The organism is Arthrobacter sp. KBS0703, assembly GCF_002008315.2.
In the GTDB taxonomy this organism is placed as follows: Bacteria; Actinomycetota; Actinomycetes; order Actinomycetales; family Micrococcaceae; genus Arthrobacter.
The window spans coordinates 1,329,813-1,348,550 of record NZ_MVDG02000001.1 but is presented as its reverse complement, the minus strand read 5'-3'; the positions used below and the strand labels follow the sequence as shown (position 1 = coordinate 1,348,550).

The 18,738-nt window shown below is 68.0% G+C and carries 16 protein-coding genes; 3 read left to right on the top strand and 13 right to left on the bottom strand.

The features are described from left to right. The first annotated feature begins 8 nt into the window (after window positions 1-8). Window positions 9-938: an alpha/beta fold hydrolase gene (locus tag B1A87_RS06385; protein WP_078027857.1), complete on the top strand. Its 930-nt coding sequence runs from the start codon at window positions 9-11 to the stop codon at window positions 936-938. Continuing rightward, window positions 935-2,017, top strand: a complete 1,083-nt coding sequence (locus tag B1A87_RS06380) for a glycosyltransferase family 1 protein (protein ID WP_078027858.1) — start codon at window positions 935-937, stop codon at window positions 2,015-2,017. Before B1A87_RS06385 ends, B1A87_RS06380 begins: the two co-directional genes overlap by 4 nt. On the opposite strand, the gene B1A87_RS06375 is transcribed toward B1A87_RS06380, so the two are convergent. The 13 genes from B1A87_RS06375 to pyrR form a co-directional block, all read right to left on the bottom strand. Continuing rightward, complete coding sequence (locus B1A87_RS06375; RefSeq protein WP_260680711.1) at window positions 2,014-4,155, bottom strand: primosomal protein N'; 2,142 nt, start codon at window positions 4,153-4,155, stop codon at window positions 2,014-2,016. The two genes, B1A87_RS06380 and B1A87_RS06375, sit on opposite strands and share 4 nt — an antisense overlap. Before the next feature lie 84 nt (window positions 4,156-4,239). Continuing rightward, window positions 4,240-5,475, bottom strand: coding sequence for a methionine adenosyltransferase (gene metK / locus B1A87_RS06370; RefSeq protein WP_078027859.1), 1,236 nt, complete (start codon window positions 5,473-5,475; stop codon window positions 4,240-4,242). Window positions 5,476-5,551: 76 nt separating this feature from the next. Further along, window positions 5,552-6,814, bottom strand: a complete 1,263-nt coding sequence (coaBC, locus tag B1A87_RS06365) for a bifunctional phosphopantothenoylcysteine decarboxylase/phosphopantothenate--cysteine ligase CoaBC (RefSeq protein ID WP_144275735.1) — start codon at window positions 6,812-6,814, stop codon at window positions 5,552-5,554. A 40-nt stretch (window positions 6,815-6,854) separates the two neighbouring features. Further along, window positions 6,855-7,115, bottom strand: coding sequence for a DNA-directed RNA polymerase subunit omega (gene rpoZ, locus B1A87_RS06360; RefSeq protein WP_056635274.1), 261 nt, complete (start codon window positions 7,113-7,115; stop codon window positions 6,855-6,857). 39 nt (window positions 7,116-7,154) lie between these two features. Beyond that, on the bottom strand, window positions 7,155-7,727 hold the full coding sequence (gmk, locus tag B1A87_RS06355; RefSeq protein WP_078027861.1) for a guanylate kinase: 573 nt from the start codon (window positions 7,725-7,727) through the stop codon (window positions 7,155-7,157). 43 nt (window positions 7,728-7,770) lie between these two features. After that, window positions 7,771-8,094, bottom strand: coding sequence for an integration host factor, actinobacterial type (gene mihF / locus B1A87_RS06350; RefSeq protein ID WP_078027862.1), 324 nt, complete (start codon window positions 8,092-8,094; stop codon window positions 7,771-7,773). 91 nt (window positions 8,095-8,185) lie between these two features. Next, window positions 8,186-9,052 carry an orotidine-5'-phosphate decarboxylase gene (gene pyrF, locus B1A87_RS06345; protein ID WP_078027863.1) on the bottom strand — a complete coding sequence of 289 codons (867 nt, stop codon included), beginning with the start codon at window positions 9,050-9,052 and terminating at the stop codon, window positions 8,186-8,188. Continuing rightward, window positions 9,045-12,374 (bottom strand): carbamoyl-phosphate synthase large subunit, encoded by a 3,330-nt coding sequence (carB, locus tag B1A87_RS06340; RefSeq protein WP_078027864.1) that lies wholly within the window; start codon window positions 12,372-12,374, stop codon window positions 9,045-9,047. Before carB ends, pyrF begins: the two co-directional genes overlap by 8 nt. Further along, entirely contained in the window at window positions 12,374-13,675 is a 1,302-nt protein-coding gene (gene carA / locus B1A87_RS06335; protein WP_347034362.1) for a glutamine-hydrolyzing carbamoyl-phosphate synthase small subunit, read from the bottom strand. Before carA ends, carB begins: the two co-directional genes overlap by 1 nt. 4 nt (window positions 13,676-13,679) lie before the next feature. Further along, a complete protein-coding gene (locus B1A87_RS06330) occupies window positions 13,680-14,201 on the bottom strand; it encodes a hypothetical protein (protein ID WP_078027866.1) in 522 nt (173 codons plus the stop codon). Beyond that, entirely contained in the window at window positions 14,201-15,598 is a 1,398-nt protein-coding gene (locus B1A87_RS06325) for a dihydroorotase (protein ID WP_078027867.1), read from the bottom strand. The genes B1A87_RS06330 and B1A87_RS06325 overlap by 1 nt, the downstream gene beginning before the upstream one ends. Further along, window positions 15,598-16,593 carry an aspartate carbamoyltransferase catalytic subunit gene (locus tag B1A87_RS06320; protein ID WP_144275734.1) on the bottom strand — a complete coding sequence of 332 codons (996 nt, stop codon included), beginning with the start codon at window positions 16,591-16,593 and terminating at the stop codon, window positions 15,598-15,600. Before B1A87_RS06320 ends, B1A87_RS06325 begins: the two co-directional genes overlap by 1 nt. Then, the gene (gene pyrR / locus B1A87_RS06315; RefSeq protein WP_078027868.1) at window positions 16,590-17,174 is read right to left on the bottom strand and encodes a bifunctional pyr operon transcriptional regulator/uracil phosphoribosyltransferase PyrR; all 585 of its coding nucleotides are present in this window, start codon (window positions 17,172-17,174) and stop codon (window positions 16,590-16,592) included. Before pyrR ends, B1A87_RS06320 begins: the two co-directional genes overlap by 4 nt. A gap of 200 nt (window positions 17,175-17,374) precedes the next feature. Here pyrR and B1A87_RS06310 point away from each other — a divergent pair, with 200 nt between their 5' ends. Then, window positions 17,375-18,646 carry a PrsW family intramembrane metalloprotease gene (locus B1A87_RS06310; protein ID WP_078027869.1) on the top strand — a complete coding sequence of 424 codons (1,272 nt, stop codon included), beginning with the start codon at window positions 17,375-17,377 and terminating at the stop codon, window positions 18,644-18,646. The last annotated feature ends 92 nt before the right edge of the window (window positions 18,647-18,738 follow it).

The window sequence follows — 18,738 nt, the reverse complement described above, 5'->3', positions numbered from 1 at the left end:
CACACAGCATGCAGACAGCAGACTCCGAGCCGTCCACGACGCCGTCGTTTTTCAGCGGCGACCTTGCGGCGAGAACCAGGGCCACCGACGTCGACCTCGGGGGCACCACCGTGGCGTACTGGACCTACGAACCCGTGCGGACAACGCCGGAGACGCGCACCATCCTGGTCATCCACGGCTTCCGCGGCGATCACCACGGGCTGCTGCGGGTCGCCGACCAGCTGCCCGAGATGCGGCTAATCATGCCGGACCTCCCCGGATTCGGCAGCTCGGCAGCCTTTACCGACGACGGCCACAGCGTCCGCCGCTACGGTCAGTTCATCAGCGATTTCATGGACGCCCTGAACCTTGGCCCTGACACTGTGCTGCTGGGGCATTCCTTCGGCTCTATCGTGGCGGCCCACTTCGTCGCCGGCCATCCGCGGGCCGTCCGGCCGCTGATCCTGATCAACCCCATTGCAGCGCCCGCCCTGGAAGGTCCCAAGGGCGCCATGACCCGGCTGGCCGTGCTGTACTACCGGCTCTCCGCCCGGCTCCCGCGGGGCTTGGGGCTGCTCCTGCTTCGCAGCCGCCTCATTGTCCGCGTCATGAGCATGGCAATGGCCAAAACAAAGGACAAGGAGCTCCTGGATTTCATTCACGGGCAACACCATGCCTATTTCAGCGCGTTCGCGAACCGCGAGAGCCTGCTGGAGTCCTTCACAGCATCAGTCAGCAGCAACGTGGCCGAGGTGGCCGAGGAGCTCACCCTTCCCGTGCTGCTGATCGCCGGGGAAAAGGACGAAATCGCGCTGCTGAAGGACCAGCACAAGCTCGCGGCCCGGCTCCCGGACGGCACGCTGGACGTGATTCCCGGCGTCGGGCATCTGATCCACTACGAAACACCGGAGCCCGCCGCCGCTTTCATCCGCCGCTTCCTGAAGGACCACCCCGCGTGAAAATTGTCATCGACGCCCGTTTCACCCGGACGGACCACCACGACGGCATCAGCCGCTACGGCGCGAGCCTCATCGCCGCGGCCTCGAAAATCGCCGACGTCTCCATGCTCATCAGCGACCCCCGGCAGCTGGCCCTCCTTCCGGATGTGCCCTACACACTGATCAACAGTCCGCTCTCCCCCGCGGAACTGTTCGTGGCCCGGAAGGTCAACGAACTGGGCGCCGACGTGGTGGTGTGTCCCATGCAGACCATGGGCACATGGGGGCGGAAGTACGGCCTCGTGCTCACGCTGCACGACCTGATCTACTACGAGCACCCGCAGCCGCCGGGCTTCCTGCCGGCTCCGGTCCGGGTCCTGTGGCGCCTGTACCACAAGGCGTTCTGGCCTCAACGGCTCCTTCTCAACCGCGCCGATGTCGTGGCCACCATCAGCCGGACCACGGAGGCGCTCATGGCCAAGTACCGGCTGACCAACCGTCCTGTCCGCATTGTCAGCAACGCCCCGCAGCCCGCGCAGCTGCCCCGCGACCCCGCAGCGGGGGCCGACAAAACCCTGCTCTACATGGGTTCGTTCATGCCGTACAAGAACGTGGAGACCATGCTGGCCGGCATGGCTGAGCTGGCCGGCTACACGCTGCACCTGCTCAGCCGGATCACACCGCAGCGCCGCGCAGAACTCGAGGCCTTGATTCCCGAAGGCGCCAACGTCATCTTCCACAACGGCGTTACCGACGACGAATACACCGCGCTGCTCAAGCGCACCACGGCGCTGGTCAGCCTGTCGAGGGCCGAAGGCTACGGCCTGCCCCTTGTTGAGGCCATGGCGCTGGGAACACCGGTCATCGCCAGTGACATTCCGATTTTCCGGGAAGTGGGCGGTGACGTCGCCACCTACGTGCACCCGGAGTCGGCGGACGCTTTTGCCGCAGCGGTCCGCAGCCTCGGCGACGGCCACCACTGGCAGGGGGTGTCCCGGCGCTCGGTGGAACGCGCCAACGAGTTCAGCTGGGACGAGTCCGCCCGGCAGCTCGTTGACGTCGCAGCGGAAGTCATGGCGCTCCGGGCCGCCAAGCCCTAGAGGACGTCCACGCCGTCGAGCCGCAGCTGCACGGGGTCATCGCTGCGCTTCGCCGCACTGGCGGCCTTCGCTGCCCTGAGGAGCCTGGTCACAGCGCCGGCCTGCCCGTAGGGGATGAACAGGAGGGTGCGGACGTCCTCGGCCCCGGCCCGCGCCCCTGCCGCGCTCTGACCAGGTCCTGCCGCCGGCACGTGTGGGGCAGGAAGCAGCGGAGCAGGACCGGCGACGCGCAGCTCCACGCCCTCCCCGGCCAGAAGCTTCATGACAGACGCCGTGAAATGACCGACGGCGGTGCGGCCTCCGGTCACGGAAGCCACCCTTACCGCCGGCGGAAGCTGCAGCTCGGTGCGCAATCCCAACTCGCGCTGCGCGTACCCGGCAGGGTCCCAGCGGAGCAGCGCGCCCACAGCTGCGGTGTCGTCGGCGGTGATCACCACAATGCCGCCTTCCGTCGCCGGACGCACCAGGGCCGCGGCATTGAACCACCGCCGGACGGCGTCCTCCCCCGCCCGCAGATTTTCGCGCCGCAGCAGCGAATCGCCGTCAAGCAGCAGGGCGGCGGCGTAGCCGCCGGCGGCGACCGGCTCGGCACCCACGGTGGCCACGACGAGTGCGCCGGCGTCCGGGACTGTGGCCTTGACATGGTCCCCGGAGGACGTGACGACTGCCTTGCCGGGGAAGGCTCTGCCCAGCTCTTCGGCCGTGCGCAGAACGCCCGTGGCACCGCGGCGCAGCCGGGTGCCGCTGCAGTGGCTGCAGCGCCAGGCCGGCGCCGGCGTCGAACACCACCGGCACTGCGGCACGGCTGAACTGCCCGAAGCACCGGCAATGGCCAGCGGCCCCTGGCAGGACTCGCAGCGGGCGGCCTCACGGCACGTCTCGCAGGCCAGCGACGGGGCATATCCGGAGCGGGCCACCTGAACCAGCACAGGCCCGCGTTCCAGTCCTTCCTTGGCCGTGCGCCACGCAGCGCCGGGCAGGCGTGCCATCCTGGCCAGGGGGTCGCGTTCCATTTCAAAGCTGTCGGCGGTGTTGAGCACCCGGGGAACCGTCCGGCGGACCACGGCGCGGTCAGACTCCACGGGCATGGCCCAGCCTGCATCCACAAGGCGCTGCAGTTCCGTGCTGCGGGTGTGCCCCGCCAGGAGGCATGCGGCGCCTTCCTGCTCCGCCCGGAGCAGGAGCACCTCCCGGGAGTGGGCATACGGGGAGCGCTGCTCCACGTGGAGGTCGTCGCCGTCGTCCCAGCACACGGCGAGGCCGAGGTTCCGGACCGGCGCGTAGGCGGCCGAGCGGGTGCCTACCGCGACGCCGGCAGTCCCGTTGAGGACCCTCAGGTAGCTGCGGTATCTGGGCGTCTGGCCGTCGTCAGCCGTGAGCCGGGCTATGTCCCCGGCAGGAAGCACCTCCTCCAGGGCGGACTGCACCCTGTCCAGGTCGCGGTAGTCGGGAACGACGACCACCGCTCCGCGGCCGGATTGCCGAACGGCCGCGACTGCGCCCGCGAGGAGCCGCGGCCAACCGTCGGGGCCGAAGCCCTGCAGGGCGCTTAGGACCGCTCGGGGCGAGCCGCCGTCACTCAGGTGCCGGAGAAACGCGGCGCCGTTCCGGTAATCCGCCCATCCGGCGCCGGGCAGGGTCCCGGACACGGGCGCTTCCTGCGGCACCGCATCCTGGGCCGCAATTTCCTTCTCCACCTTGACGACCCTGGGCGGTATGGCCACCCGGAGCACATCGCTGACGGTGCCCGCGTAGCGTGCGGCAACGCGGTTGGCGAGCTCCCGGAGTGCGGGCGTGAGGACGGCGACCGGCGAGATGACCTTATGCAGCGGCACCAGGACATGGCCGGCGTCGGACTGCTCGGCCCGATCGAGGATGTAGCCGCTCAGTTCCTGGCCGCTGAACTTCACCTTGACCCGGACCCCGGGCTGCGCTGCGTCATCGAGTTCGGCCGGCACACTGTAATCGAACGGCCGGTCCAGGTGGGGCAGGGACGATTCGATCAGCACGCGGGCCACCGGGTTGACGCTGGCCGGCGGCGGACCGGCAGTGGTCCTGGCACTGGCGGGAAACCCCTGCAGCAAGGAAAGCTGCAGGGGCTGATCCGGCATGCCGGCAGAAGTCATAGCGTCCGTCATAGCGCCTACCTCCGTCCTGAATTAACAACCAGCCAAGCACAGGGGTATGACATTCCTGGCTGCCGGCGCCTTCGGGGCAACGGGTTAGGCGTTGAAGTAAGCCTTGAGGTCGTCCACGCGGTCCAGGCGCTCCCAGGTGAAGTCGGGATCATCCCGGCCGAAGTGGCCGTGCGCGGCCGTCTTGGCGTAGATGGGGCGCTTGAGGTCGAGCGCGTCGATGATGGCGCGCGGCCGGAGGTCGAAGATCTCGGCGATCGCGGCGCTGATCTTGGCAGGATCCACTGTTTCGGTTCCGAACGTCTCCACGTACGTGCCGACGGGACGGGCCTGGCCGATCGCGTAGGCAATCTGGATTTCGGCCCGCTTGGCCAGTCCTGCCGCCACCACGTTCTTGGCCACCCAGCGCATGGCGTACGCCGCGGAACGGTCCACCTTGGACGGGTCCTTGCCGGAGAAGGCGCCGCCGCCGTGGCGTGCCATGCCGCCGTAGGTGTCAACGATGATCTTGCGTCCGGTGAGCCCGGCGTCGCCCACCGGACCGCCGATCACAAAGGCGCCCGCAGGGTTAAGAATGTTGGCGGTCCGGGAGATATCCAGGTTTGCGAGGGCAAGCACGGGGTCGATCACATGCGAAGCGAGGTCGGCCCGGAGCTGGTCCAGGCTGAATCCCTCGGCGTGCTGGCTGGAGATCACGATGGTTTCGACCGAAACGGGCCGGTCGCCGTCGTACCCGATGGTGGCCTGGGTCTTGCCGTCCGGACGCAGGTACGACAGTTCGCCGCTCTTGCGCACCTCGGTGAGCCGTTCGGACAGCCGGTGGGCGATCCAGATCGGGGTGGGCATGTAGGACGGCGTCTCGTCGCTGGCGTAGCCGAACATGAGGCCTTGGTCGCCGGCGCCCTGGAGGTCGTAGTCGTCCACCTGGCGGCCTTCGCGGGCTTCCAGTGAATTGAAGACTCCGCCGGCGATGTCGTTCGACTGCTGGCCGATGGATACGGACACGCCGCAGCGGGCGCCGTCGAAGCCGTTGGCGGACGAGTCGTAGCCGATGCCCAGGATGGTTTCGCGGACGATCTGCGGGATCTCGACATAGGCGTCCGTGGTGACCTCGCCGGCAACGTGGACCAGGCCGGTGGTGGCCATGGTCTCCACGGCGACGCGGGATTCGGGATCCTTGGCGAGCAGTGCGTCCAGGATCGCGTCACTGATCTGGTCACAGATCTTGTCCGGGTGGCCTTCGGTCACGGACTCGGACGTGAAAAGCCGGAGCGCGGACGGGACGGACCCGTGGGATTCTGGAATGTGCAGCGGTAAAGTCACTCAACTACCTTACTGGTTGGCAAACGGACGGGCGTCAGCGTATGTCCCCATGCTAAGGAGACGTTCCTTACGCCCGTCAGGTTCGCGGAAAGACCTTGCTCAGCTCGGCGCTGATGCGATCGATGACTACGGCGGCCACGTCCTGTTTGGAGCCGGACGCCGATTGGGGTTCGGAGCCGGTCCGGGAAAGGATGACCACCGAGTTGTGGTCCTGGCCAAAAACCTTGTCCGAGCCCACGTGGTTCACCACCAGAAGGTCGCAGCCTTTGCGTTTCAGCTTCTCCGCGGCATACCCGAGGACGTCGCCGTGGGCGTCCCCCGTCTCGGCGGCGAAGCCGACCACGAGCTGGCTGTTGCCCCCGGCGTCGCGGACGGCAACGAGTTCGTGGAGGATGTCGGGATTCCGGATCAGCGTGATGACGGGATCAGCGGTGTCGTCCCGTTTCTTGATTTTGGTGTCGGAGACGTCCGCGGGGCGGAAGTCCGCCACCGCGGCGGCCATGATGACGACGTCGGAATCGGCTGCCGCCGTCAGGACGGCTTCCCGGAGCTGCAGGGCAGTCTCAACCTCCACCAGTTCGACGCCCGCCGGAGCGGGGACCTCCATGTGCGCGGCCACGAGCCGCACCGTCGCTCCGGCGTCCCGGGCCGCGGCCGCCAGCGCGACGCCCGGCTTTCCGGAGGAACGGTTTCCGAGGAACCGGACGGGGTCCAGGGGCTCGCGCGTGCCGCCCGCGCTGATGGTCACGGTCCGGCCGGTGAGCGGAAAGAGCGGGGCTTCAGTGCCGCCATGACCGGGAACGGATTCCTGCAGGCCGCGCGCCAGCGCCATGGCCGCCTCAAAGATGGCCTCAGGTTCAGGCAGGCGCCCCGGGCCGGAGTCCGAGCCGGTCAGGCGCCCGCTGGCGGGTTCCAGCACGGTGGCACCCCGGCTGCGCAGCGTTTCCACGTTGGCCTGGGTTGCGGGGTGCTGCCACATTTCGGTGTGCATGGCGGGGGCAAAGAGCACGGGCCCGCTGGCCATGAGCAGCGTGTTGGTGAGGAGGTCGTTGGCCTGCCCGGTGGCGGCACGGGCCAGCAGGTCGGCAGTCGCCGGGGCCACGACCATGAGGTCGGCCTCGTGACCGAGCCGGACGTGGTTGACCAGGTGGACGTCGTCGAAGACGCTGTTGGTCACCGGGTTCCCGGAGAGCGCCTCCCAGGTTGCCACACCGACGAAGCGGGTGGCCGCTTCGGTGGGGATGACCGTGACGTTGTGGCCGGCTTCAGTAAAAAGCCGGAGGAGCGACGCCACCTTGTAGGCGGCAATCCCTCCCCCGACTCCGAGGACTATGCGCACGTGACCTCCGTCAACAGGCAGTCTGTTTACTCTGCGGAAGTTACTCTGCAGCTTCGACCGGAGTGGCGACCAGTTTGCCTTCGTTGATCTCGCGCAGCGCGATGGACAGCGACTTCTCGTTCAGCTTGGTGTCAACCAGCGGTCCAACGTACTCGAACAGGCCCTCGTGCAGCTGGGCGTAGTAAGCGTTGATCTGACGTGCACGCTTGGCACCGAAAATCACCAGTCCGTACTTCGAATCGGCAGCCTTCAGCAGCTCGTCGATCGGCGGGTTGATGATGCCTTCAAGGTTCGTGGACACGAATTCTCCAAATTCTAACGGGCTGGCACGAACCGGCGCCTAACGCGGGTTCGGGATCAGCCCCATGAGTGAAACAAGCTCGTCCGCTGCCCGTCGAACGTCATCATTGATGACCGTGTGATCGAACTCCGGCTCAGCGGCAAGTTCTAGTTTAGCGGTTTCCAGCCTGCGCTGCTGTTCCTCGGCGCTTTCTGTGCCGCGGCCCACCAGGCGACGGACCATTTCGTCCCAGCTGGGCGGTGCCAGGAAGACAAACTGGGCGTCCGGAACGGCATCCTTGACCTGGCGCGCACCCTGCAGGTCGATCTCCAGCAGGACGGAGCGGCCTTCGGCAATTGCCTGGTTTACCGTGCTCTTCAGCGTGCCGTAGGTGTTCTGCCCATGCACCACGGCCCATTCAAGGAATTCGCCCGCTGCCACCAGTGACTCGAACTCCTCTTTCGACTTGAAGAAGTAGTGCACTCCATCGACCTCGCCGGGCCGCGGAGCACGCGTGGTAGCCGAAACGGACAGCCAGACGTCGGGGTAATTGTCGCGGATATAGGTGGACACGGTGCCTTTGCCAACAGCCGTAGGACCAGCGAGGACTGTCAGTCCGGGTTTCTTGCTCACGTATTCCTTTGGGCGGTGTTCAGATGACTCTGTTCGGATGAATCTATTTCTCGTTCATAAAATCTACCAGCGCCCGGCGCTGGTGGACGCCCAGCCCCCTCACCCGGCGCGAGGCTGCGATGCCCAGGTTGTCCATGATGGCCGCTGCCCGGACTTTTCCGATCCCCGGCAGCGCCTCGAGCAGTTCGGTAACGCGCATGCGGGCGATGGCTTCTTCGGTGCCCCCGGAGTCCAGCACCTCGGCGATGGACAGGTCACCCGTTTTGAGTCTCTCCTTGGTGGCAGCCCTGGCAGCCCTCGCCGCCGCGGCCTTCTTCAACGCATCGGAACGTTCCTGCGGCGACAAGGGTCGTAAGCTCACGGTCATTCCCCCGGGGTCATCCAGCGGATCCAAGGCCAAGGGCGGGCGTTGGACTTGTCCTTGAACCTACTCCCTGCCCGCCCGAGAAATCAATGGACTATTCGGCGCGGAGCCCGTCAAGGGTGCGCGCCGCCGCGTCGGCCAGAGCCCGGATCCCCGGGCCGGCCTTGAGGATGTCACGGCTGGACGTTCCCAGCACCTGCGCGTAGGCCGTGCCGAACGTCCGCCGCAGGTCCGCGGGGGTCGCTCCCTGGGCGCCCAGGCCCGGAGCCAGGATGGGCCCGCGGACGGCTTCCAGGTCAAGCTGGAGGTCCGCCAACGCGGTCCCCACGGTGGCCCCGATCACGAGCCCGACGGAACCCAGCGGTCCCGGATACCGCGCGTTTTCGCCGGCGGCCGCCTGGACAATCCTGCGGGCCACGGAATCGCTTCCGCCCACGTGCTGGACTGAAGCGCCCTCCGGGTTGGAGGTGAGAGCCAGGACAAACACGCCGCGGCCGTGGGCTGCCGCGAGGTCCAGGGCGGGCCGGAGCGACTCGAACCCCAGGTAGGGGCTCAGCGTCACGGAATCCGCTGCCAGGGACGACCCGTCCCTCAGCCACGCGTCGGCGTAGGCAGCCATGGTGGAGCCGATGTCGCCGCGCTTGGCGTCGGCGATGCTCAGCACGCCCGCCTCTGCCGCGGCAGCAAGCGTCCGCTCGAGTGCCGCCATTCCGGCGGAGCCATGGCGCTCGTAGAGCGCCACCTGCGGCTTCACCGCGGCAGCGAGCGATCCCACGGCTTCCAGCACGGTGAGTGAGAACCGCTCCAGGCCCGCGGCGTCGTCGTTCAGCCCCCAGCTGTCCAGCAGCGCCGGGTGCGGGTCGATGCCGACGCACAAGGGGCCGCGGTCGGCCATGGCCCGGCCCAGCCGGGAGCCGAAGGACTCCGGGCTGGCCGGTTCAACAGAGGCCGACTCAGGCATGCTGCACTGCCGCCTTCTCCGCTGCTGCCTTCTGCGAAGCCTTGAGGGCCGCGGCGTGCTCCTGCAGGCTGGTCACGGACCATTCGTAGGTGCGGAGCGCCTCGATGGCCTGGACGGCGGCGTTGAATTCGGCCACCGTGGTGATGCACGGAATGCCGATCGAGGTGGCCGCGGCGCGGAGTTCGTAGCCGTCGCTGCGGGCCTCGCCGCCGGAGGGCGTGTTGAACACCATGTCGATTTCGCCGGCCACCACCATGTCGGCGATGGTGCCCTCCCCTTCGGCGCTGCTGCCCTCGGCAACCTTGCGCACCGGGGTGGCCTGGATGCCGTTGCGGCGCAGGACGTCGGCGGTGCCGCCGGTAGAAACGATCTCGAAGCCGAGGTCGGAGAGGCGCTTGACACCCATGATCACGGAGCGCTTGTCCCGGTTGGCCACGGAGACGAAGATCTTGCCCTCAGTGGGCAGGGCATTGTTCGCGGCGGCCTGGCTCTTGGCGAAGGCGGTGTCGAAGTGCTTGTCGATGCCCATGACCTCGCCGGTGGAGCGCATTTCCGGCCCGAGGAGGGAGTCCACGACCTTGCCCTCCGGAGTGCGGAAGCGGCTGAACGGCAGGACCGCTTCCTTGACCGAGACAGGCGCATCCAGCGGCAGCGTGGAGCCGTCGCCGGTTTCCGGCAGCATCTTGTAGGCGCTGCGCAGCTGGTTCACGGTCACACCGGTGCCGATCAGCGCCGCGGCCTTGGCCATCTGCACGCCGGTGGCCTTGGAGACGAACGGCACGGTGCGGGAGGCGCGCGGGTTGGCTTCCAGCACGTACAGGACGTCCGAGGCCAGCGCGAACTGGATGTTGATGAGGCCGCGGACGCCCACGCCCTCGGCGATGGCCCGGGTGGCGGTGCGGACGCGCTCGAGCACGTTGTTGCCCAGCGTGATGGGCGGCAGGACGCACGCGGAGTCTCCGGAGTGGATGCCGGCCTCCTCGATGTGCTCCATGATGCCGCCGAGGTACATGTCCTTGCCGTCGAACAGGGCGTCGACGTCGATCTCCACCGCGTCTTCCAGGAACCGGTCGATCAGCACCGGGTGCTCCGGCGTGATTTCCGTCGCGTTGGCGATGTAACGGGACAGGTTGGGCTCGTCGTAGACGATTTCCATGCCGCGGCCGCCCAGGACGTAGGACGGGCGCACGAGCACGGGGTAGCCGATCTCGTCGGCGATCTTCTTGGCGTCCTCGAAGGACACCGCGGTGCCGTTCTTCGGGGAGATGAGCCCGGCTTCATCCAGCACCCGGGCAAAGGCGCCGCGGTGCTCGGCGAGGTCGATCGCTTCCGGTGACGTGCCGAGGATGGGCACGCCGGCGTCGGCCAGCTGCTGGGCCAGCTTGAGCGGGGTCTGGCCGCCGAGCTGCACGAACACGCCCATCACGCCGCCGGTGCGTTCCTCGGCCGCGATGACCTCGAGGACGTCCTCCAGGGTCAGCGGTTCGAAGTACAGGCGGGTGGAGACGTCGTAGTCGGTGGAGACGGTCTCCGGGTTGCAGTTGACCATGACGGTCTCGTAGCCGGCCTTGCGCAGGGCCATGGAGGCGTGCACGCAGGAGTAGTCGAACTCGATGCCCTGGCCGATGCGGTTGGGCCCGGAGCCGAGGATCAGGATGGACGGCTTGGCGTGCAGGGCCACCTCGTCCTCCTCGTCGTAGGACGAGTAGTGGTACGGGGTGTAGGCGGCGAACTCGGCGGCGCAGGTGTCCACGGTCTTGTAGACCGGGCGGATGCCCAGGGCCTGGCGCACACCGCGGACCACGGCCTCGGAGTTGTGCGTGAGGGCGCCGATCTGCTCGTCGGAGAAGCCGTGGCGCTTGGCGCGCTGGAGCATGTCCACCGTCAGGGCACCGGACTGGCGGATCTCGCGGGAGATCTCGTTCAGCAGCTGGAGCTGGTCCAGGAACCAGGGATCGATCTTGGTGGCCTCGTACAGGTCCTCGAGGCTGGCCCCGCCGAGCAGGGCGCGCTGGACCTGGTGCAGGCGGTCCGTGGTGGGGCGCTTGGCCTTCTCGATCAGCTCCGCAACTTCCCATTCCGGAACGTGGCTGAAGTCCAGCTGGGACCCCTTCTGCTCGAGGGACCGCAGCGCCTTCTGCAGGGCTTCGGTGAAGTTCCGGCCCATGGCCATGGCCTCGCCCACCGACTTCATGGTGGTGGTGAGCGTCGGATCGGCTGCCGGGAATTTCTCGAAGGCGAACCGCGGAACCTTGACCACGACGTAGTCCAGGGTGGGCTCGAAGGAGGCCGGTGTCTTCTGGGTGATGTCGTTGGGGATCTCGTCCAGGGTGTAGCCGAGCGAGAGCTTGGTGGCGATCTTGGCGATGGCGAAGCCGGTGGCCTTGGAGGCCAGGGCCGAGGACCGGGACACGCGCGGGTTCATTTCGATGACCACCACGCGGCCGGTGTCCGGCTCGATCGCGAACTGGATGTTGCAGCCGCCGGTGTCCACGCCGACTTCGCGGATGACGGCGATGGAGATGTCGCGCAGCCGCTGGTATTCACGGTCCGTGAGGGTCAGCGCCGGAGCCACGGTGATGGAGTCGCCGGTGTGGACGCCGACCGGATCGAAGTTCTCGATGGAGCAGACAACTACGACGTTGTCGTTCTTGTCCCGCATCATCTCGAGTTCGTATTCCTTCCAGCCGAGGATGCTCTCTTCGAGCAGCACCTCGCTGGTGGGGCTGTACTGCAGGCCCTGGCCCACGATCCGGCGCAGGTCGTCTTCGGTGTATGCGAGGCCGGAGCCCAGCCCGCCCATGGTGAAGGAAGGGCGGACCACCATGGGGTAGCCGAGGTCCTCGGCCGCCTTCAGTGCCTCGTCCATGGTGTGGATGATGTGGCTGCGGGCGGATTCCGCTCCGCAGCGCTCCACGACGCCCTTGAACTTTTCGCGGTCCTCGCCGAGTTCGATCGCGGCGATGTTGGCGCCGATGAGCTCCACGTTGTACTTTTCCAGCACGCCGTTCTTGTCCAGGGCGATGGCGGTGTTCAGCGCCGTCTGGCCGCCCAGGGTGGGCAGCAGGGCGTCCGGGCGCTCCTTGGCGATGATCTTCTCCACCACCTCGGGGGTGATGGGCTCGATGTAGGTGGCGTCGGCGAACTCGGGGTCCGTCATGATGGTGGCCGGGTTGGAGTTGACGAGGATGACGCGCAGGCCTTCCTCCTTGAGGACGCGGAGGGCCTGGGTGCCGGAGTAGTCGAATTCGGCCGCCTGGCCGATCACGATCGGGCCGGAACCGATGACCAGGACGCTCTTAAGGTCAGTTCTCTTAGGCATTACTTCTTGTCCTCAGTCTTGGTGTCAGTTTCGTGTTGTGCGTCCGCATCCGTTCCGGCTGCGGGGTGCGCAGCGTCCACGGGCTCTCCGGACAGGTTGGCGGTACGGCCGTTCCGCGTGCCGTTCATCAGGTCGATGAAGCGGTCGAAGAGGTACGCGGCGTCGTGGGGGCCGGACGCGGCTTCGGGGTGGTACTGGACCGAGAACGCCGGGATGTCGAGGCACGCGAGCCCTTCCACGACGTCGTCGTTCAGGCTGATGTGGCTGACCTCGACCCGGCCGAAGCGTTCCTCCGGTGCCGTGGTGGGCCCGTCAAGCGGGGCGTCGACGGCGAAGCCGTGGTTCTGCGACGTGATCTCCACCTTCCCGGTGCGGCGGTCCATGACCGGCTGGTTGATGCCGCGGTGGCCGTACTTGAGCTTGTACGTGCCGAAGCCCAGGGCGCGGCCCAGGATCTGGTTGCCGAAGCAGATGCCGAAGTAGGGCAGCTTCTCGTCCAGCACGGTGCGGAGGAGCTTGACCTGGGTGTCGGCCGTGGCGGGGTCGCCGGGGCCGTTGGACATGAAGAAGCCGTCCGGGTTCAGCGCCCTGACGTCCTCGATGGTGGCGGTGGCGGGGAGCACGTGGACGCGGACGCCGCGCTCGGCGAAGCGGACGGGCGTCATGGCCTTGATGCCGAGGTCGATCGCGGCGATGCTGAACCGGGCCTCGCCCTCCCAGCCGTGGTCCTTCGGTTCCACGACGTAGGCCTCGTCGATGCTGACTTCCTCGGCCAGGCGGGCGCCTTCCATCGGCTCGCTGGCGAGCACTACGTCCAGCAGTTCCTTTTCGGTGGCCTGTGCGGCTTCGCCGGAGAAGATGCCGGCGCGCATGGTCTTGTGCTCGCGCAGGTGGCGGGTGATGGCCCGGGTGTCCACGCCCTGGATGCCCACGATGCCCTGCTCCACGAGTTCCGAGTCAAGAGATCGCTCAGAGCGCCAGTTGGACGGGCGGCGGGCGGCGTCGCGGACGATGTAGCCGGCCACCCAGATGCGGCGGGATTCGGCGTCTTCGCTGTTCACACCGGTGTTGCCGATGTGCGGGGCCGTCTGGACCACCAGCTGGCGGGCGTAGGACGGGTCCGTGATGGTCTCCTGGTAGCCGGTCATGCCGGTGGCGAAGACCGCCTCTCCCAGGGCGGTGCCCTGGGCGCCGTAGCTGGTGCCGCGGAAGATGCGGCCGTCTTCGAGCACCAGGGCGGCCGGGGTGGAACTTGCGGCCTGGGGTGCAGTCGCTGTGTTTACTTCGTTGGGATCCGTCACTGTATTACTTTCCACTATGGGCGTCGGCCTGGGGGCCTGCGGAGATCAATTCCTGAAGAGTCTGGAGGAGGGCCGGTTTGTCCGCGGCCCGTCGGGTCCGGAAACCCGTGTCCAGTTCGTGGGTGCCGAGGGACCAGCTGAGAACCAGAAGGCCGTCCTTCTCGACGAACTTGCCGGCCATGCCGCTGTCCTGGCGGACGCCGGCCAGCCTGGCCGCCGGGATGAAGAGCGGCCCGGCTCCGGAACGCTCAAACAGCACGCCCTCCGGGTGGACCGTGAGTTCCGCGTTCGTGCGGATGCCCAGGCCCTGGACGGCGATGCGGTCCAGCCAGTCGCCGGCCGTTGTGGTGGCCACGTACTGGCCGTCGGCGGCGGCAAGCGGCTGGCTCAGTTCCGCCGGAACGGCGGGCAGCTGTTCGACGTCGGACTGTCGCCGCAGGCGGTTCCGCCAGCCGATGCCGATCAGGACCAGCACGACGGCGATGAGCGGGAGCGTGATGACCAGCGTGAGGGCTTTGTTGTCCATCAGTACCCGCCCGCCGGCGCTGCGGCGGCGTCGGCCGGGTGACGGTAGGGGGTGTTGAGTTTGCCGTCCAGGACGGTGGGGTGACCCTTGAAGAACGTGGCCACCACCTTGCCCGGGAGCTCCATGCCGCGGAACGGCGAGTTGCGGCCCATGGTGGCCATGGCCGACGGGTCGACGGTCCAGCGCGCGGCCGGGTCCACCAGGATGATGTTGGCGGGCTCGCCTTCCTCCAGGGGGCGGCCCTGGTCCGTGAGGCGGCCGATGCCGGCCGGCGCAATGGACGTGGCCCTGGCGAAATCGGCCCAGGTCATAAGGCCGGTCTCGATCATGGCGTGCTGGACGACCGAGAGTGCGGTCTCCAGGCCCGTCATTCCCATCGCCGCCTGCGCCCACTCGCATTCCTTGTGCTCGGAGGGGTGCGGTGCGTGATCCGTGCCCACGACGTCGATGGTGCCGTCGGCGAGGGCGGCCCGCAGCGCCTGGACGTCCGCGTCGGTGCGCAGCGGCGGGTTGACCTTGTAGACGGGGTCGTAGCTGCGGACCAGTTCGTCGGTGAGCAGGAGGTGGTGCGGCGTCACTTCAGCGGTGACGTTGATGCCGCGGGCCTTGGCCCAGCGGATGATTTCCACGGAGCCGGCCGTGGACACGTGGCAGACGTGGAGGCGGGATCCGACGTGCTGGGTGAGGAGGACGTCGCGGGCGATGATGCTTTCCTCGGCGACAGCGGGCCAGCCGGTGAGCCCGAGGACGGCGGAGACGTCGCCTTCGTTCATCTGCGCCCCGGCCGTGAGGCGGGGTTCCTGCGCGTGCTGGGCCACCACGCCGTCGAACGCCTTGACGTATTCGAGGGCGCGGCGCATCAGGACGGGGTCATGGACGCAAATGCCGTCGTCCGAGAACATGCGGACCTGGGCCCGTGAGTCGGCCATGGCGCCAAGCTCGGCCAGCTGCTCCCCCGCGAGCCCGACCGTCACGGCGCCCACGGGACGGACGTCGACCCAGCCGGCGGCGCGGCCCAGGCTGTGGACCTGCTCCACCACTCCTGCGGTGTCGGCCACGGGCGTGCTGTTGGCCATGGCGTGCACGGCGGTGAAGCCGCCCAGCGCGGCGGCGCGGGTTCCGGTCTCGACGGTTTCCGCGTCTTCCCGGCCCGGTTCCCGCAGGTGGGTGTGGACGTCCACCATGCCCGGCAGGGCGATGAGGCCGTCGGCGTCGATGACGGTGGCGTCTCCGGCGGCGCTGCTGGCGGCTGCGCCGCGCGCGGCAATGACGCCGTCGCGGATTAGCAGGTCCTCGGCTGCGGCTCCCAGGATCGCCGCCCCGCGGATGAGGTAGGTGCCGGGGCTTCCGGTTGCGGCGTTCGTGGTTGTGCCGGTATCGGCGGATTGTTCAGCCATCAGTTGCTCTCCTTCAGGGTGGCGGCTGGTTCACGGGTGTCCCCGGAGAGCAGCAGGTACAGGGCGGCCATGCGGACGGACACGCCGTTGCGCACCTGTGCAAGCACGGTGGAACGCGGCGAGTCGGCGGCGGCCGCGGAAATTTCCAGGCCCCGGTTCATGGGTCCGGGGTGCATGATGATGGTGTCCTTCAGCCCGAGGCTGTCCAGCGCGCGGAGCCTGTTGTCGTCAAAGCCCCAGCGGCGTGAATACTCGCGCGTGGAGGGGAAGTACGAGGCATTCATGCGCTCGCCCTGGACGCGGAGCATCATTACGGCGTCCACTCCCTTTTCCAGGGTTTCGTCCATGTTGTAGCTGACGCTGCACGGCCACTGCTCGACGCCGATCGGCAGCAGCGTGGGCGGCGCCACGAGGGTGACCTCGGCGCCGAGGGTGCGCAGCAGCCAGACGTTGGAGCGGGCCACGCGGGAGTGCAGGACGTCGCCGGCTATCGCCACGCGCATGCCTTTGAGGTCGGCGCCGCTGGAGGAAAGCCCCGCGAGCTTTGTCCAGTGGCGGCGCATGGTGAAGGCGTCGAGCAGCGCCTGGGTGGGGTGTTCGTGGGTGCCGTCGCCGGCGTTGATGACGGCGGCGTCGATCCAGTCGGTGGCCGCGAGCCGGTGCGGAGCGCCGGAGGCCCAGTGGCGGATGACGACGGCGTCCGCCCCCATTGCGGACAGCGTCTGGGCGGTGTCCTTGAGGGACTCGCCCTTGGACACGGACGATCCCTTGGCCGCGAAGTTGATGACGTCCGCGGAGAGCCGCTTGGCGGCTGCTTCAAAGGAAATGCGGGTCCGGGTGGAGTCTTCGAAGAAGAGGTTGACCACGGTGCGTCCGCGCAGCGCGGGCAGCTTCTTGACTTCGCGGTCGCCGACGGCGGCCATTTCCTCCGCGGTGTCGAGGATGCGGACGGCGTTGGTCAGGCTGAGGCCCTCGGTGGACAGCAGGTGCTTCATGCGCCGGCCTCGATGACCACTTCGTTGACAGCCTGGCCGTCAATGACGTCGGTTTCCTCGAGGCGCACCCGGACTTTCTCGGCTGAGGACGTCGGCAGGTTCTTGCCCACGTGGTCGGCACGGATCGGAAGCTCCCGGTGCCCGCGGTCGATCAGCACGGCCAGCCGCACGATGCGGGGGCGGCCGAGGTCAACAATCGCGTCCAGCGCGGCCCTGATGGTGCGTCCGGAGTACAGGACGTCGTCAATCAGGACGACAACCTTGTTGTCGATCCCGGACAGCGGCAACTGGGTGTGGTGGGGCGGCCTGGTGGGCTGGTGGGAAAGGTCATCGCGGAACATGGTCACATCCAACTGCCCGACGATGGCGGCCGCATCAACGGCGGGATCGGCGGCTGCGATCTTCTGCGCGAGCCGGACTGCCAGCGGATAGCCGCGGCGTGGGATGCCCAGCAGCACCAGGTCCTTTGAGCCTTTGTTGGCCTCGAGGATCTCATGGGCGATACGAGTGAGTGCACGGTCGATGTCCGCGTGGTTGAGTACAACCCTGGCCGGGACCGGTGCCTGTGTGACATGAGTCAACGCTCGTCTCCCCTTTCCCCGCCTCACGGGACGGAATTAAAAAAGGAACATTTGCCTTCCCAAATTACCACACGGGCGCCCGGGGGCAGCCCCGGCGGGAGGCGTCGTCGGTCACACCTGCGGCGGCCGGCGCCGGTGGCTGTGCCCGGGCTGACCGTGGCCTTTGGCGACGCGCATCCCCGCCGCATAGGCTCATCCCTATGTCGATGAACCCGCAGCAGCCTGCATCCGGCCCGTCGGGCAGCCGCCCCGGTGACCCGCAGTGGCAGTTCCGTGAGCAGGCCACCAACCCCAGCTGGATGGGTCACGTCCAGCCGCAGAACTACCAGCCGGCCCCCGGGCACGGCGGAGGTTCGGTCGTCCAGGTCATCCCGGAGTCGGCGTCCACTGTCGGCACCCGGACGTCGGGGGGCGCGTTGGGGCTCGTCGTGGCCGGAGGAATCCTCGCCTTCGTCAGCCTGTTCCTGGTGGTGCCCTTCCTGCTGGCCAACACCGGGGCCACCGGGTTCGCCATCGGCTTCGTCGCGTCGCTGGTCCCGCTGGGTGCCGTGCTGGGGTCCGTCTACATCATTGACCGCTGGGAGCCCGAGCCGAAGAGGCTGCTCCTCTTTGCGTTCACGTGGGGCGCCGCGGTGTCCATCGCCGTGACACTGCTCATCCAGCCCGTATTCGCCCTTGCCGCCCCGTACTCGGACGAGGCCGCCTTCCGGGACTTCATGACCACCGTGCAGGCGCCCGTAGTGGAGGAATTCGCCAAGTCCCTGGGCCTGCTCCTGCTGCTCCTGATGGCCCGGAAGAACTTCGACGGCCCGGTGGACGGGGTGGTGTTCGCGTTCACCATCGCGGGCGGCTTCGCGTTCACCGAGAACATCCTCTACTTTGGCCGTGCCATCGCCGAGTCGGGCACGCCCGGCAGCGACCTCGCCCAGATCTTCTTCCTGCGCGGAGTGATGTCACCCTTCGCCCACGCCATCTTCACCGGAACCACCGGTCTGATCATGGGGCTCGCGGCGCGCCGCTGGCACGCGGGCGCGTCGGTTGCCGCCTTCGTGGTGGGCCTCATCCCCGCCATGATCCTGCACAACCGTTGGAACAGTATGGGGCAGGACTTCCTGGCCCAGTATGTGCTGGTGCAGGTCCCCATCTTCCTGCTGGCGGTCGCGTGCATCGTGGTACTGCGGATTGCCGAAACGCGCCTCACGCGCCAGCGGCTCCTCGAGTACGCCGCCGCGGGGTGGTTCACGCCGGTTGAGGTGGAAATGCTGGCCACCGCCGGCGGGAGGCGGCAGGCCGTGCGCTGGGCAGGCGCCTACCACCGTGCGCCGCAGATGAAGGAGTTCGTCAGGGCAGCCACCAGGCTCGCTTTCACCCGCCAACGGATCCTCAGCGGCAGGGACGTCCAGGCACACCAGCAGGACGAGGTGCAGCAGCTGCGCGAACTCGTCGCGCTGCGCGCCGCCGTCGGACACTAAATCCGGCCGGCACGAAGCCGCCGTCGGACGGAAGAAGCTGCCTGACGCGGGCAGCAGAGAGCCCCGGCCAGTTCAGTTCACTGGCCGGGGCT